Annotated in this window: 14 protein-coding genes; 1 reads left to right on the forward strand and 13 read right to left on the reverse strand. The window is 61.8% G+C overall.

Annotated elements, in window-relative coordinates:
• Window positions 1–145 precede the first annotated feature (145 nt).
• Window positions 146–736 (reverse strand): HD domain-containing protein, encoded by a 591-nt coding sequence (locus tag ACXAHG_RS19945; RefSeq protein ID WP_475040387.1) that lies wholly within the window; start codon window positions 734–736, stop codon window positions 146–148.
• Window positions 737–835: 99 nt separating this feature from the next.
• Here ACXAHG_RS19945 and ACXAHG_RS19950 point away from each other — a divergent pair, with 99 nt between their 5' ends.
• Window positions 836–1687 carry a LysR family transcriptional regulator gene (locus tag ACXAHG_RS19950; RefSeq protein ID WP_475060124.1) on the forward strand — a complete coding sequence of 284 codons (852 nt, stop codon included), beginning with the start codon at window positions 836–838 and terminating at the stop codon, window positions 1685–1687.
• A gap of 376 nt (window positions 1688–2063) precedes the next feature.
• On the opposite strand, the gene ACXAHG_RS19955 is transcribed toward ACXAHG_RS19950, so the two are convergent.
• The 12 genes from ACXAHG_RS19955 to ACXAHG_RS20010 form a co-directional block, all read right to left on the reverse strand.
• Window positions 2064–3437, reverse strand: a complete 1374-nt coding sequence (locus ACXAHG_RS19955; protein WP_475040391.1) for an aminotransferase — start codon at window positions 3435–3437, stop codon at window positions 2064–2066.
• A gap of 30 nt (window positions 3438–3467) precedes the next feature.
• Complete coding sequence (locus ACXAHG_RS19960; RefSeq protein ID WP_475060127.1) at window positions 3468–4943, reverse strand: NAD-dependent succinate-semialdehyde dehydrogenase; 1476 nt, start codon at window positions 4941–4943, stop codon at window positions 3468–3470.
• Window positions 4944–5068: 125 nt separating this feature from the next.
• A complete protein-coding gene (locus ACXAHG_RS19965) occupies window positions 5069–5548 on the reverse strand; it encodes an Lrp/AsnC family transcriptional regulator (RefSeq protein WP_475040394.1) in 480 nt (159 codons plus the stop codon).
• Between the two features lie 13 nt (window positions 5549–5561).
• A complete protein-coding gene (doeB, locus tag ACXAHG_RS19970; protein ID WP_475040396.1) occupies window positions 5562–6554 on the reverse strand; it encodes a N(2)-acetyl-L-2,4-diaminobutanoate deacetylase DoeB in 993 nt (330 codons plus the stop codon).
• Between the two features lie 3 nt (window positions 6555–6557).
• Window positions 6558–7745 (reverse strand): ectoine hydrolase DoeA, encoded by a 1188-nt coding sequence (gene doeA / locus ACXAHG_RS19975; protein ID WP_475060129.1) that lies wholly within the window; start codon window positions 7743–7745, stop codon window positions 6558–6560.
• Between the two features lie 19 nt (window positions 7746–7764).
• Complete coding sequence (eutC, locus tag ACXAHG_RS19980; RefSeq protein WP_475060131.1) at window positions 7765–8757, reverse strand: ectoine utilization protein EutC; 993 nt, start codon at window positions 8755–8757, stop codon at window positions 7765–7767.
• Window positions 8750–9757 (reverse strand): hydroxyectoine utilization dehydratase EutB, encoded by a 1008-nt coding sequence (gene eutB / locus ACXAHG_RS19985; RefSeq protein ID WP_475060133.1) that lies wholly within the window; start codon window positions 9755–9757, stop codon window positions 8750–8752. The genes eutC and eutB overlap by 8 nt, the downstream gene beginning before the upstream one ends.
• 18 nt (window positions 9758–9775) lie before the next feature.
• A complete protein-coding gene (eutA, locus tag ACXAHG_RS19990) occupies window positions 9776–10540 on the reverse strand; it encodes an ectoine utilization protein EutA (protein WP_475060135.1) in 765 nt (254 codons plus the stop codon).
• An 8-nt stretch (window positions 10541–10548) separates the two neighbouring features.
• Window positions 10549–10986 (reverse strand): universal stress protein, encoded by a 438-nt coding sequence (locus tag ACXAHG_RS19995; protein WP_475060138.1) that lies wholly within the window; start codon window positions 10984–10986, stop codon window positions 10549–10551.
• 10 nt (window positions 10987–10996) lie between these two features.
• Entirely contained in the window at window positions 10997–12283 is a 1287-nt protein-coding gene (locus tag ACXAHG_RS20000) for a TRAP transporter large permease (protein ID WP_475060141.1), read from the reverse strand.
• A gap of 10 nt (window positions 12284–12293) precedes the next feature.
• On the reverse strand, window positions 12294–12857 hold the full coding sequence (locus ACXAHG_RS20005; protein ID WP_475060143.1) for a TRAP transporter small permease: 564 nt from the start codon (window positions 12855–12857) through the stop codon (window positions 12294–12296).
• A 69-nt stretch (window positions 12858–12926) separates the two neighbouring features.
• Entirely contained in the window at window positions 12927–13946 is a 1020-nt protein-coding gene (locus tag ACXAHG_RS20010; RefSeq protein WP_475060145.1) for a TRAP transporter substrate-binding protein, read from the reverse strand.
• Between the last annotated feature and the right edge of the window lie 82 nt (window positions 13947–14028).

Raw genomic sequence — 14028 nt, forward strand, 5'->3', positions numbered from 1 at the left:
TTTCGAAACACCCCCCCCCCCCCTCTTGCCTGGGGAGAGAAAAAACTGAGGCGTCCTTTGGGGAGCAGGCAAGGCCCCACAACCTCCCCCCCCCCCCTGGCCCGTGGCGACGGGCGCAGCCCGGCGCAAAACCTGAGTGGCGGCCTCAGTCCTCAGCTGTCTCCGCCAGCTCCATGTGGCCCCAGCCGCGCGACAGGACCTTGCGCAGGATCGGCTCGAAGAACTCCAGCGGTTTGGTCGGGTAGTCCGGGTCAAAGGCGCATTGGTCATACTTCTCGCAGAAATAGCGGCAGTCTTCCCAATGGGGGCTGTCGCGGTATTTGTCGCGGGCGTTGCGGTCGCCGCCGAAGTGGTGGTTGTAGTAGAAGCCCTGGAACACGCAGTGGTGCTTGAGGATCCAGTATGTCTTCTCGCTGACATAGGGCTTCATCATCGCCGCCGACAATTCACCATGGTTGTAGGGCGACAGGATGTCGCCGGTGTCATGCACCAGGGCGGCGACGATGATCTCGTCGTCGGCGCCGTCCTCCCAAGCGCGGGTCGCGGCCTGCAGCGAGTGCTGGTAGCGGTTCACCGGGTAGGGGGTCCAGTCCTCGTCCAGCGAACGGATGGCATCCAGGATGCGGTCGGGCAGGGCGGCGTTATAGGCTTCCTCATAGGCTTCGACCGCGGCCCAGTCCTCGGGCGTGGCTTCTTCGAAACTGGTCCAGTTTGGCTTGTGGCTTTTGTCCAGCATGGCGCGTGTCCTTTGGTTGATCTGTCAGCAGCGTAGCCTGTCCATTCTGAGCAGGAAAACGAATTGATTTGCTCAAACTGATCGGAAATATTGATCAACATGCAGATCAACGCCTTTGAAACCTTTCTGGCCATCGAGGCCGCCGGCAGTTTTCACGGTGCAGCGCGGGCGCTGAACATTACCCAGACCGCGGTCAGTGCCCGGATCAAGGCGCTGGAGGAGGCGCTGGGCGCCAGCTTGTTCGAGCGCGGCCCTGGCGGCACCCGGCTGTCGGCGGCGGGCCGGCAGTTCCTGCCCTATGCAGAGCAGATGATGCGCACCTGGGAGTTTGTCTCCGGTGATCTGCGGGCCAGCCTGGCGGGGCGGGTGTCCTTGCGGCTGGGGGCGCAGCTGTCGGTCTGGGATCCGCTGCTGGTGGATGTGGCGGTCTGGCTGGAGCGGGCAGAGGGCATGGTGCCCTTTACCCTGAATTACGATCACGGGCTGAACATGGCCGAGGCGGTGGCGCGCAGGCTGCTGGACCTGGCCATTGTCAACGAGGTGCCGGCGGGCACCCGGCTGGGCGTCGAGGAACTGGCACCGGAAGCGCTGGTGCTGGTGGCGGACCGGCCGCTGCGGCTGGGCCGGGATGCGCTGCCCCTGTTCATCAATCTGGAGTTCGGACGCGAATATGCGGCGCAGCTGCAGGAGGTTTTGCCGCAGCGCAGCCGCCAGCACATCGTGCTGGGCAATGCGCCGATGGGGCTGCGTTACCTGATGAAACGGGGCGGCATGGGGTATTTTCCGGCCTATATGGCGGCAGAGGCGCTGGCGGCCGGCCAGGTTTACGCAGTGGAGGAGGCGCCGGCGATACACCTCAGCTGCAAGGCGCTGTATCTGCCGGACAATCCGGCGCTGGAGCAGATCAGGCAGGTGCTGCAAGGGCTGCGGGAAGTGCGCGCGGGCAGTTAGACCCTTGGGCAGAAAAGCACGTGCCGGATTTCAGCGGATCGCCAGATTGCGGACCGGGCAGGCGGAAACAGGGCTGAGCCGGAAGCTCTCGGTGCCGGTTTGCGATCGCGGGCGCGCGGATGCCGCGCAGCGGGAATACTGGCCCTTTGTGCCGTCCGCAGCGAGGAAGAGGACCCGGACCTGCACAGCGCGGGACAAAGCGTAAGTTCCTCAGATTTGTTCCAACGGCAGATGTCAGCGCTTTGCGAGAGTAGCGGGCATTTTCGGGTTTAAATATGTGAATTCCTGCCAGGCGCATCTTTTTACATCCGGCAGCCTGCAGAAAAACGTGAATCGGGTCGGCGTCCGCCGGCCCTTTCCCTGTCAGGGGGCTCAATCAGCCTAGCACTGCTTTGACGGCCCGCAGGGTGGCGGCAACCACCTGGTCTGCCTCAGCGCGGCTGAGGCAGAAAGGCGGGGCAAAGCCCAGGATGTCGCCCTGCGGCATGGCCCGGGCAATCACCTTGTCCTGCTCCAAGAGCTTGGCGGAGATCTGCGGGCCGATCTTGTCCGTGGCGTCAAAAAAGGTGCGGCTGTCCTTGTCCTTCACAAATTCCACCGCACAGAGCATCCCCTCGCCGCGGACTTCGCCAACATGTGCATGGCCGGAAAGCGCTTCTGCCATTGTGGCGTTCAGATAGGCGCCAATCTCCCCGGCGTTGCTGACAAGGTTCAGCTCATCAATCAGCTTGAGGTTCGCAACCCCCGCCGCCGCGCCAATCGGGTGTGCGGAATAGGTCCAGCCATGGCCAATCGGGCCATTTTCATCAGTACCCTGCTCCAGCACCTTCCAAACCTTGTCCGAGACGATGGAGCCCGAAAGCGGTGCATAGGCAGAAGTGAGGCCTTTGGCGATGGTGATGATATCCGCCTCGATCCCATAGTGATCAGAGCCAAACATCGATCCAAGGCGGCCAAAGCCCGTCACCACCTCATCCGCCACCAGCAGAATGTCGTGTTTCTTCAGCACGGCCTGAATGGCCTGCCAGTAGCCCGCAGGCGGCGGCACGATGCCGCCGGTGCCCAGTACCGGCTCACCGATGAAGGCGGCGATGGTATCGGCGCCTTCGCGTTTGATCAGCGCCTCCAGCTCAGCCGCGCAATGGGCGACGAATTGTTCCTCGCTCTGCTCCAGATTATCGCGGCGGTAGTAGTACGGTGCCTCGGTATGGATCACCTGTTCTACCGGCAGATCGAATTTCTTGTGGAACAGTTCCAGCCCGGTCAGCGAGCCGGTGACCAGGCCGGAGCCATGATAGCCGCGCCAGCGGGAGATGATCTTTTTCTTCTGAGGCCGCCCCAGGATGTTGTTGTAGTACCAGATCAGCTTGACGTTGGTTTCATTGGCGTCAGAGCCGCCAAGGCCGAAATAGACCTTGGACATGTTCTTGGGCGCCCGGTCCAGGATCATCTTGGCGAGCGTGATCGAGGCCTCGGTGCCGTGGCCCACATAGGAGTGGTAATAGGCCAGTTCCTTGGCCTGATCGCCAATAGCTTCGGCGATTTCCTGACGGCCATAGCCCACGTTCACGCAGTATAGGCCGGCAAAGGCGTCCAGCAGCTTGTTGCCATCCCGGTCCTCGATAAAGACACCGCTGGCGGTCTTGATCACCCGGTTCGGGCTTTCTCCGCGAGCGTGCTGGGCCAGATGGGTTGAAGGGTGGAAAAAATTCTCGCGGTCCCACTGGTCGAGTTGATCGTTCTTCAGCATATTTTGCTTCCTTTCCTTTCCGCGGAAGGTTCAGGCCCAGTCGCGGCAGACGTATTTAATCTCGGTGAATTCTTCCATGCCCAGCCGGGCGCCTTCGCGCCCCAGGCCGGATTGCTTTGCACCGCCAAAGGGGATCGGCGCGCCGGTCACCTTGGTGCGGTTCACCGCCACCATGCCGTATTGCAGCGCCCGGCTGAGGAGGTAGATGCGGCGCGGATCGTGGCTGTGGACATAGGCCACCAGCCCGTATTCGCTGTCATTGGCACGGGCGATGACCTCCTCCTCGGTGTCGAAGGGGGTGATCGGGGCGACCGGGCCAAAGGTTTCCTCTGACATGATCCGCGCATCGGCCGGCACATCTGTCAGCACGGTCGGTTCAAAAAACAGCGGTCCCAGCACATGGCGTTTGCCGCCGCAGGCCAGCGTGGCGCCTTTGGCCAATGCGTCTGCAACATGCTCTTCCTGCTTTTGCACGGCCTTTTCATTCATCAGCGGGCCGAGGTCGCAATCATCCATCCCCCGGCCAATGGTCAGCGCCTTGGCGGCTTGGGTGAACCTGGTGCAGAACTCGGCATAGACCGGGCGTTCGACAAAGATCCGGTTGGCGCCCAGGCAGTCCTGGCCGGAGGTGGCAAACTTGGCCTTGATGGCTTCGCCCACCGCCTTGTCCAGGTCGCATCCCTTGAAGACGATCACCGGCGCGTGGCCGCCCAGCTCCATCACCAGCCGTTTTACGGTGTCCGCAGATTGCCGGTACAGAAGCTTGCCAATGCTGGTCGAACCGGTGAAGGACAGAGCCCGCACGCGGGGGTCGCGGGTCCAGGGTTCCACGACGGCGGGTGCGTGGCCGGTCACCACGTTGAACACGCCGGGCGGAAAGCCCGCGCGCTCTGCCAGCTCCGCCAGCGCCAGCGCACTGAAGGGGGTTTCGCCCGACGGGTGCGCCACCACGGTGCAGCCTGCCGCCAGTGCCGCCGCCGCCTTGCGGGTCAGCATCGCCGAGGGGAAATTCCAGGGCGTGATCAGCGCTGCCACCCCCACCGGTTCGCGCCACAGCTCCACCTCAGCATCAGGCAGGTGGCTGGTCACGCCTTCGATATTAGGGCGCTTGGCTTCCTCGGCGTAGAATTCCACAAAGGCCGCGCCGTAATCGATCTCGCCGCGCGCCTCCGACAGGGGTTTGCCCTGTTCCAGAACCATGATGCGGGCCAGATCTTCCTTGTGCTCCAGCTGAAGCGCATACCAGCGGCGCAGGATGGCGGCGCGCTGCTGCGGCAGCATCCCCGCCCAGGCTGGAAACGCGGACTGCGCTGCATCCACCGCAACAGAGGATTCCTCTGCCGGGAGGCTCGCGACATGTCCCAGCTCAGAGCCATCCGCCGGATCGGTTACGGGAAAGCATTCGCCGTTTCCAGCGCCGCACCACCTGCCATTAATGTATGAAAAAGAACGAATTAGTGCCTTGTCAGCGATGTCGCCGCGGGCCGAGAGGGCGGTCTCCGTCATGATATCCTCCTCAGATCATGCAGAGAATTCTGCCTGCTCGCAGCAGAGAATGTGACTGAAGTTCGGCGGGCGGGCAGAAGAAACAGCTGCGCCCCGGCAACTGGCATAAGAAAAGCACCGCGGCGTCATGCCTGCCCCAGCAGAATATCCAAGGGCGGCGCGCCCGCGCCTTTGACCGGTTTGGTGACCACATAGGTGAAGTAACGGCTGAGGCCGATACGGGCGTCCAGCATCTCGTCGATCAGCCGCTGATAGGCGTCGATGTCGCGGGTGACGATCTGCAAAAGATAGTCAAACCCGCCTCCCAGGGCCCAGCAGGCGGTGACTTCGTCATAGCGCTGCATTGCCGCTTCAAAGGCACGGAAGCTGGCAGCGGTGTGGTCGGCAATCTCTGCCGCCACAAACACCGTCACATGCGGTGCCAGTTTTTTCAGGTTGATGCGGGCGCCGTAACCTTCGATCAGCCCGGCCTGCTCCAGCTTTTTCAACCGGTCCCAGCAAGGCGTAGGGGACAGGCCGATCTGTTCGGCCAGCGCGGTCTTGGTGATGCGGCCCTCTGTCGAGAGCACACGCAGAATTTCGAGATCGCGCTGGTCCAGTTGCATAATCCAGGTCCCGTCAGACGCCAGAGACACCGACAACCGCAACGCAGTCGCCGGATTTGATCAGCCCCGGGAAATGGCGGCTGATCACCAGGCCTGCACGGCGGGCGCGGTATTCCACCGGCGGCTGGCCGGAGCGGTCCAGCGGCCAGACGCGGGCCAGCAGATCGCCCTTGGCAACTGGTTCGCCCAGATCCGCCATGATCTCAAACAGCCCATCGCCCTCGCTGAACAGAAAGCAGTCATCGTCCGGCATGGTCAGCTTCACGGTCTCATCCAGCTGCATCTCACCCTGGAGGATGCCAAAATGGATCAGCACATTGCGCAGGCCCTTTTTGGCAATCGCATTGCTGCGCGCCGTGGAAGAGCCGCCGCCGCCCAGTTCGGTGGTGACCAGAACTTTGCCCATTTCCTCAACAGCGGTGTCGTACATGCCGCCGCTGTCGATCTCCAAGAGCTCCACCGAATAGGGCGCATTGAATGCCTTCATCGCGGCAAAGCAGGCTTCCTGCGTTGCCTTGTCCTCCAGAATATGCGCGGCGGCAAAGGGCACGAAGTCCAGCGTCTTGCCGCCGGAATGGAAGTCCACCGCCAGATCCGCCAGCGGCAGCAATGTACGCTGGAAGTAATCGGCGATTTTCTCAGTTACAGTGCCGTCGGGGCGGCCCGGGAACGACCGGTTCATGTTGCCCTTGTCGATGGGCGAGGTGCGCGTGCCTGCGCGGAAGGCCGGATAGTTGAAGGCCGGCACGATGATCAGCCGGCCGGTCACGTCTTCTGCCTTGGTGTTTACGGCCAGTTCGTGCAGCGCAATCGGGCCTTCGTATTCGTCGCCGTGGTTGGCGCCGGTCAAGAGCGCGGTCGGCCCCTCGCCGTTCTTGATCACCGTCAGCGGGATCATCACAGACCCCCAGGCCGAGTCATCCCGGCTGTAGGGCAGTTTCAGAAAGCCGTGGTGCACCCCATCCTGATCCAGCGGGATGGTGGGGGAAATCGGGTTTGGCTTCATGGCTCAGTCCTTCACAAACATCTTGCGCGGCACATCGGACAGGCATTCCGGCCCGTCAGCCCCGATACGGATGCTTTCGGTGATCTCAAAGCCCCAATCCTCCATCCAGAGGCCGGTCATGAAGTGGAAGGTCATGTTCTCTTCCAGAACCGTTGTGTCGCCCGGACGCAGCGACATGGTGCGCTCACCCCAGTCCGGCGGGTAGCTGACGCCGATCGGATAGCCGGTGCGGTTGTCCTTCTCGATGCCGTATTTCTTCAGCACCTTGAAAAACGCCTTGGCGATATCTTCGCAGGTGTTGCCGGTCTTGGCCATCTCAAGCCCTGCCTCCATGCCCTCCAGCACCGCCTTTTCCGCGTCCAGGAAGGTCTGCGTCGGCTTGCCCAGGAACACGGTGCGCGACAGCGGGCAATGGTAGCGGTGAACGACACCGGCAATTTCAAAGAACGTGCCTTCGCCGGATTTCATCGGCAGATCGTCCCAGGTCAGATGCGGTGCGGCGGCATCCGGCCCCGAAGGCAGCAGCGGCACAATTGCAGGGTAGTCGCCGCCAAAGCCAAGATCCGCGTCATAGCGCAGGGCGGCATCATAGATATCCGCCACCAGATCGCATTTGCGCATCCCCGGCTCGACACGCTCGAAAATACGCTGATGCATGCGCTCAACAATTTTGCCTGCCTGACGCATGTAGGTCAGCTCGGCCTCGGATTTCACCGCCCTCTGCCAGTTGACCAAAGAGTTGGTATTGGCAAAGCGCGCATTCGGCAGATGCGCCTGCAGGGAGGCATATGCCGCAGCGGTAAAATAATAATTATCCATCTCGACGCCGATAGTGCCGCCGTCCAGACCGCGGTCCTTCAGCTGCGCTGACAGGTAATCCATCGGGTGGCGTTCGGTCGACTGCACGTAATGGTCCGGGTAGCCGATGATATTGGCGGGATCCATGAAGCATGTGCGCAGCGCGCCGTTGGCGTCCTGGCCGCGGCCGTACCAAAGCGGCTCTCCCTCCAGGCCCAGGACAACGCATTGATGCACATAGAAGGACCAGCCGTCGTAGCCGGTCAGCCAGTTCATGTTCGAGGGGTCCGTGACGATCAGAAGATCAAGCCCGCGGCGGGACATTTCGGCCCGGGTCTTGTCGAGGCGCGCCTGATATTCCGCGCGGGAGAAATACAGCTTGGGGTCTGCCATATGCGTGGTTCCTGATTGATCAGCTGGTGAAAGAGGCACCGGCCCCCGCCGCATCTGCGCGGTGGCCAGCAAGAGTTGCGATTGCGGTGTCCTGAACGCCGGTGCCGGTCAGATCGGCAATGATCAGGTCGCTGTCCGAGCGGCGTCCGGCGGCCTGGCCGGCGGTGATGCTGCCAAGTTCCGAAAATCTCTGTTCCGGGGCAATCAGCCCGGCTTCGATGGCGCTGCGCAGCTCGCCCTTGACGGCGCATTGGGACTGGCTGTCAGGGACATACAGGTCCGCCCTGGCCAGACAGGCAGGCTCCAGCTCGCATTTGTGCTCCTGATCCGAGCCCATGGCGACAACCAGCTGGCCCGGCTGCAGCCAGTCAGCCTGAAGGACAGGGTCAGCGGCGGGCGTTGTGGTGACCACGATATCCGCCGATGCAACCGCCTGGGCGATATCCGCGCTGACGGTGATTTCGATCCCCAGTTCTTGGCGCAGGCTGGCGGCCGCGGCTTCGGCCTTGGCCCCGTCCCGCGCCCAGATCACGGCGCTTTTGATATCGCGTACCAGAGTCATTGCTTTCAGCTGCATCTTCGACTGCACACCTGCGCCGATGATACAGACATGCGCCGCACCCGCGCGCGCAAGGTGGCGTGCGGCAACAGCGCCGGCCGCAGCGGTGCGCACATCCGTCAGATAGCCATTGTCCAGGAGCAACGACTGAAGAAGGCCGGTCCTGCTGGAAAACACCACCATCAGCCCGGTGGTGCTGGGCAGGCCGATCTTGGGGTTGTCGAAAAAACCGGGGCTCATCTTCATCGCAAAGCTGTCAATGCCCGGCACATAGGCGGTCTTCACGCAAACCTCGCCGTTATGATCCGGCACCGGCAGGGTCATGATCGGCGGCATCACCACCTTGCCCCCGGCCAGCGTTGTAAAGCCCTGTTCGACACAATCCACCGCGTCCAGGTCCAGCGGCACCAGATCGCGCAGCTCCGCCTCGGTCAGGATTCTGATGTCAGGCATCTGCGCCTCCCTTTGTCTCGGCTTCCACATCTACGTCTTCACCGTCGATGATGCGTTTATGCAGGTCCATGGCGATGTTCTGGCCGCTGACCAGCGACACGCAACGCCCCGGGTTTTCGATCTTACCCGCCAGCAGCGCTGCGATGCCGACGCTGCCGGAGCCTTCGATCACCTGGCGTTCTTCGAAATAGGCATGGCGGATTGCGGCGGCGATTTCAGCCTCAGTGACCAGCACCACGTCATCAACAAACGCTTTGGTCATCTCAAAGGTATGGGCATTGTCCAACCCGATCCCGCCACCCAGAGAGTCGGCCAGTGTTGCCTTTTCCTCGACCAGTATGGGCTTGCCCGCCTTCAGGCATTCATACATCGCCGCGCCGCGCTCCATGCTGATGCCAATGACCCGGATATCCGGGTTTGCCGCTTTCAGCACCATGCCCACGCCGGAAATCAGCCCGCCGCCGGACAAGGGCACCAGAACGGTCTCCAGATCCGGCGCCTGCTCCAGCATCTCCAGCGCAACGGTGCCCTGGCCCGCAATGATATCGGGGTGGTCAAAGGGCGGCAGCATGGTCATGCCTTCACCTACAAGCCGGTCGACCTCCACCTGCGCATCATCCTGCGAGCGGCCCAGGATGCGCACTTCGGCGCCATGGGACTTGATGCCCTCGACCTTGTTCTGCGGCACCAATTCCGACATGCAGATGATGCAGCGTACCCCGGCCTGCGCCGCCGCATAGGCCAGCCCGCGCCCGTGGTTGCCGGTGGAGACGCCCACCACGCCTGCCGCGCGCTGTTCCTCTGTCAGGGACAGCACCGCATTGGTGGCGCCGCGAAGCTTGAAACTGCCGGTGATCTGAGTGCTTTCCAGCTTCAGCGACACCTGCCCGCCGCTCAGCCTGCTGAGGGAGGGCGAGTCAAGCAACGCCGTTTGACGGATGCGGCCAGCAATCCGGGCCCGGGCCCGGACGCTGTCCTGAAGAGTGATATTCTTTGTCATTGGACCTGTTCAGCCTGATTATAGTTCAAAAAGCCTGCCGTAACCCTGCACAGGATCGGTAATTCCTGCCAGACGCAGGCAGCGCCAGATCATCGCTTGGTTCGAGGAGACCACGGGCTTGCCGAGGCGGTCCTCGATCCGCTGCACGCAGGTGGCTGCACGCAGGGCGGTGCAAGAGAGAAACAGCGCGTCTGCCTGCGGGTCGCAGGCCGCAATCGCGCCCTCAACGATGCTGTCCTCGGAGATCCGAGCCATTTGCCGGTCGTCGGTCAGCCCAAAGCAGGTTGCGCTGACAACTTCGGGACCATGCGCCGCAAAGTACTGCGCCATTTCATCGGTTACGTCCGGGCTGTAAGGAGTCAGCAAGGACACCCGTTTTGCGCCAAGGGCTGCAAAGGCGTCAAAGGCAGCAGAACTCGGCGTGACGCAGGGCGTATTTGGCTTGGCGGCGTTCAAATGCCGGGTCACGGCATCATTGCCCAGCACGATAGACGCCGCGGTACAGCCATAGGCGACCACATCCACCTGTTCATCCGGCAGGATCTGTGCTGCGGCCGCCGTCAGGCGCGGCCCGGTCTTCAGAAGCGTTTCCTTGGTGGTCGGATTTTCGAATTCGATGCGGTTCACATAGACGCCAACCTGATCCGGATCACAGATGCGGGCGAAGTCGCGCTCAGACGTATGATCGGTGGCCAGTGCCACCAAGGCGATCTGCTTTTTTACCGGGCGGGCGTCCAGCCGGGCGGGAATGCGCGACGGTGTGGAGCGGATATCTAGAGCCATGTTCGTTCCTAAACTATGAGAACCGGGGTTTCTGCCAGGCTGGTCACCTTGTGCGAGACACTGCCCAAAAGCACGCCTTCCAGCGATCCAAGACCCCGGCTGCCGATCACGATCAGATCATTGCCGTGTTCCCTGGCAAAGCTGGTGATGGTGCGGGCAACCGGGCCGGCTTTGACAAAGGCACGGGGGGCGGTAATGCCGCTGGCCGCCGCCAGTGCCTTGCCCCGCTCGGCCACTTCGGTGGCATGGCGGCGCATGATGTCGTCCAGATCATCCGGTTGATCGGGACCCACCATATGCATGGAGGCCTCCAGCAGTGAATGGTGGCGGTAGACCGAAAGCAGTGTCAGACCGGCATCGCACAGCCGCGCCAGCTCTGTCGCTTTGACCAAGGCGGCCTCAGCTCCCTGCGAACCGTCATACGGCACCAGAATAGATGTGAACATCCGGGCATCCTTACTTGGCAAAGGCCAGGTCGCGCAGGAACAGCGCAATCTGCGGGAAGAAGATCAGCGCCACCGACACGCCCAGCAGTATCAGGATGAACGGCGGCGTGCCGCGCACGACCTCGGCATAGGGGCGTTTGAAGACCGCGATGGCCGTGAATATATCGCAGCCAAATGGGGGCGTGGCGGATCCGATGGCGACCTGCAGCGTGATGATGGTGCCGACCAGCACCGGATCAAGGCCAACTGATTTCACAACCGGAGCAAAAACCGGCACCAGCACCAGGATCACCACGATGGGGTCGACAAACATGCAGCCGAAGAAGAAGGCGATGGAGATCACGAACAGCACGCCGATGGCCCCCATCTCGGCAATGCCGATGGCCCCCAGGATCTGCTGCGGCACCTGCGCAAAGGAGATCACCCAGGAGAACGCAGCGCCTGCCCCCACCAGGATGAACACGATGGCCGTTACAAGCCCGGTGGATTTAGCCGTGTCATAGACATTGGCCAGAGTCATCGACCGGAACACGCCGACCTCTAGGATCAGGGCATAAAGCACGCAGGCTGCGGCGGCCTCTGTCGGGCTGAACACGCCGCCATAGATGCCGCCGATGATGATCACCGGAAACCCCATTGGCCACAGCGCCTGCCGCATCGTCTGCAAACGCTCGGCCCAAGTGGCTTTCGGCTCTGTCGGCACGTTGTTGCGCACTGCATAGATGTAGGCATAGAGGGAAAACAGCACCAGGATCAGCAGGCCGGGCCCGATCCCAGCAATGAAAAGCTCTGCAATTGATGTGCTGGACACCACACCATAGATGATCATGCCGATCGAGGGCGGGATCAGAAAGGCGATGTCGCTGGCATTCACGATCAGCGCCAGCACAAAGCTGTCCTTGTAGCCTGCCTGCAGCATCCGCGGCCGCAAGGGGGAGCCGATGGCCACCACCGTCGCCTGAGTCGATCCCGAGACCGCGCCGAACATGGTGCAGGCCGCAGCGGTGGAGATCGCAAGCCCGCCGCGGATATGACCGATATAGGCCATCACCACATTGATCAGCCGCCCGGCCGACTGGCCGCGGGTCATGATGTCGGCGGCAAAGATGAACATCGGCACCGCAATCAGCGACGCGGGCCGGATGCCGGCCATCATCTGCTGCACCATGGTTTCGGTCCGGGCCAGGTCGCCGAACAGCATCAGAAAGCCGATGAAGGCGCCGGCAATCAGCGGGATCATCATCGGAAAGCCCAGCAGCAGCAGGACAATCATGGTCAGGAAGATGGCAGCAGCCATGGGCAGGTCCTCAGATTTCGATTTCTTCGGCGTCCTCGTACCCTTCCTGCACGTGGGTCGAGAGGTAGATGCCGGGAGAGGTCAGATTGCGCACCGCAGTCAGCAGGTATTGAATGCCGGTCATGAAAAATCCCGCAGGCACCCAGACCAGGATAGTCCACACCGGTATCTGCAACGCGGGCAGCACCCGCCCGCGCGAGGCCTGCGCACCGATGTATTTCACCGCATAGAAACACAGCAGGAACATAAAGCCCGCGGTGACCAGCGAGATCACCACGACCATCACCTTGCGCAGATGCGGCGGCAGCAGGTCATAGATGGCGGACATCCGGATGTGGCGGGCGTTGCGCGCCGCATAGCTGATGCCCGCAAAGGTAATCAGGATGATCAGGATCCGGTTCAGCTCTTCGGAAAAAAAGATCGAGTGTCCCAGCACAAATCGGCCCACCACATTGGCCACGGTGTTGGCGGCCATCAGCAGCACACCAGCTGCCAGCAGGAATGACTCTGTACGGCTGATGGCACTGTCGATCACGCCCAGAAAGCCGGGCAGCGCTGACTCATGCGTGAGCATAGCTTCCTCCGAAGGTCCGCGGGCCGCTGAGCAGACAGCACCTGCTCAGCGGCGTTTGCAGTGCTGGCGTCAGTTTGCGGTTGCCGCCAGGTCTGCCTTCATCTGCTCCAGGATCGCAGCGCCGCTGTCGCCGGTCATCTCGATGAATTTGGCTTCGACTTCAGCCGCCGCATCCTTGAAGCAGCTGCGCTGCTCATCGGTCAGCACGGTGACTTTCATCTCCGGCTTGGCCTCCATGATCTTGGCAAGCTCAGTTTCCGCCGCCTGCTGCTGATAGACCACCGTGTGGTCATAGGCGGCCTGCGCCGCGTTCTGGACAACTTGCTGATCTTCGGCGCTGAGGCCGTCATAGAAGTCCTTGTTGGCCATCACTGCGGTGGTGAAATTGTTGTGGCCTGCATAGGTGATATAGTCGGTCACCTCGTAAATCTTGGTCGAATAGAGGAAGAACGTCGGGTTTTCCTGCCCCTGGATCACATTGGTCTGCAGCCCGCCGTACACCTCGCCCCAGGGCAGCGGCGTCGGGGTGGCGCCAAAGGCCTTGTAGCTTTCCACCAGCAGCGGATTGGTCATGACGCGGAACTTCACTTCGTTCAGGTCGGTGCAGGTGGTGACCGGGGTTTTGGTGGTCATCGCCACTTCGCCCTCGGGGAACATGTTCAAAAGCTCCAGCCCCTGTGCGGCATACAGCGGCTTGAACATGCCGTTGATGGCTTTGCTCTCCTTGTAGAAGCGCGCCAAGTGCTCCTGATCGGTGGGCAGCAGGTAGGGCACAAAGAACACCTGCGCCTCGGGAATCAGCGATCCGGTGAAGCCCGGCGACTGGTCCACGAACTGCAGGATGCCGTCCTGGGTCTGTTCCATGATATCGGCGGATTCACCCAGGGTGCCATAGGGAAACAGCTGGATCTCGTGATCCGAGTTCGCCTCGATTTCCTCTTTGAATTTCTGAGCATAGACGCCCTGAACGTCGGTCATCGCCTCCTCAAAGGCATAACGCCAGGTGTCTGCCTGAGCAGCTGTGCCGGCAGTCAGTGCAATCCCCGCGGCCGCAATGGCCCCAAAGGTGAATGTGATGGATTGAGCCATGATTTCCTCCCAAGTCTCATGGGTGCCTGCGCACCGCTGCGACAGACTTGTTAGGAATTGTACTGCATGTCAATTTTTTTAT

This window comes from Leisingera sp. ABD4_442 (genome assembly GCF_056160905.1).

Excerpts from the sequence above, each read along its gene's own strand:
- doeA (WP_475060129.1), bottom strand. The coding sequence starts at position 7,745 with ATGGCAGACCCCAAGCTGTATTTCTCCCGCGCGGAATATCAGGCGCGC.
- ACXAHG_RS19955 (WP_475040391.1), bottom strand. The coding sequence starts at position 3,437 with ATGCTGAAGAACGATCAACTCGACCAGTGGGACCGCGAGAATTTTTTC.
- ACXAHG_RS19995 (WP_475060138.1), bottom strand. The coding sequence starts at position 10,986 with ATGTTCACATCTATTCTGGTGCCGTATGACGGTTCGCAGGGAGCTGAG.
- ACXAHG_RS19950 (WP_475060124.1), top strand. The coding sequence starts at position 836 with ATGCAGATCAACGCCTTTGAAACCTTTCTGGCCATCGAGGCCGCCGGC.
- ACXAHG_RS20010 (WP_475060145.1), bottom strand. The coding sequence starts at position 13,946 with ATGGCTCAATCCATCACATTCACCTTTGGGGCCATTGCGGCCGCGGGG.
- ACXAHG_RS20000 (WP_475060141.1), bottom strand. The coding sequence starts at position 12,283 with ATGGCTGCTGCCATCTTCCTGACCATGATTGTCCTGCTGCTGCTGGGC.
- eutA (WP_475060135.1), bottom strand. The coding sequence starts at position 10,540 with ATGGCTCTAGATATCCGCTCCACACCGTCGCGCATTCCCGCCCGGCTG.
- ACXAHG_RS19960 (WP_475060127.1), bottom strand. The coding sequence starts at position 4,943 with ATGACGGAGACCGCCCTCTCGGCCCGCGGCGACATCGCTGACAAGGCA.
- ACXAHG_RS19945 (WP_475040387.1), bottom strand. The coding sequence starts at position 736 with ATGCTGGACAAAAGCCACAAGCCAAACTGGACCAGTTTCGAAGAAGCC.
- ACXAHG_RS19965 (WP_475040394.1), bottom strand. The coding sequence starts at position 5,548 with ATGCAACTGGACCAGCGCGATCTCGAAATTCTGCGTGTGCTCTCGACA.
- doeB (WP_475040396.1), bottom strand. The coding sequence starts at position 6,554 with ATGAAGCCAAACCCGATTTCCCCCACCATCCCGCTGGATCAGGATGGG.
- eutC (WP_475060131.1), bottom strand. The coding sequence starts at position 8,757 with ATGCCTGACATCAGAATCCTGACCGAGGCGGAGCTGCGCGATCTGGTG.
- ACXAHG_RS20005 (WP_475060143.1), bottom strand. The coding sequence starts at position 12,857 with ATGCTCACGCATGAGTCAGCGCTGCCCGGCTTTCTGGGCGTGATCGAC.
- eutB (WP_475060133.1), bottom strand. The coding sequence starts at position 9,757 with ATGACAAAGAATATCACTCTTCAGGACAGCGTCCGGGCCCGGGCCCGG.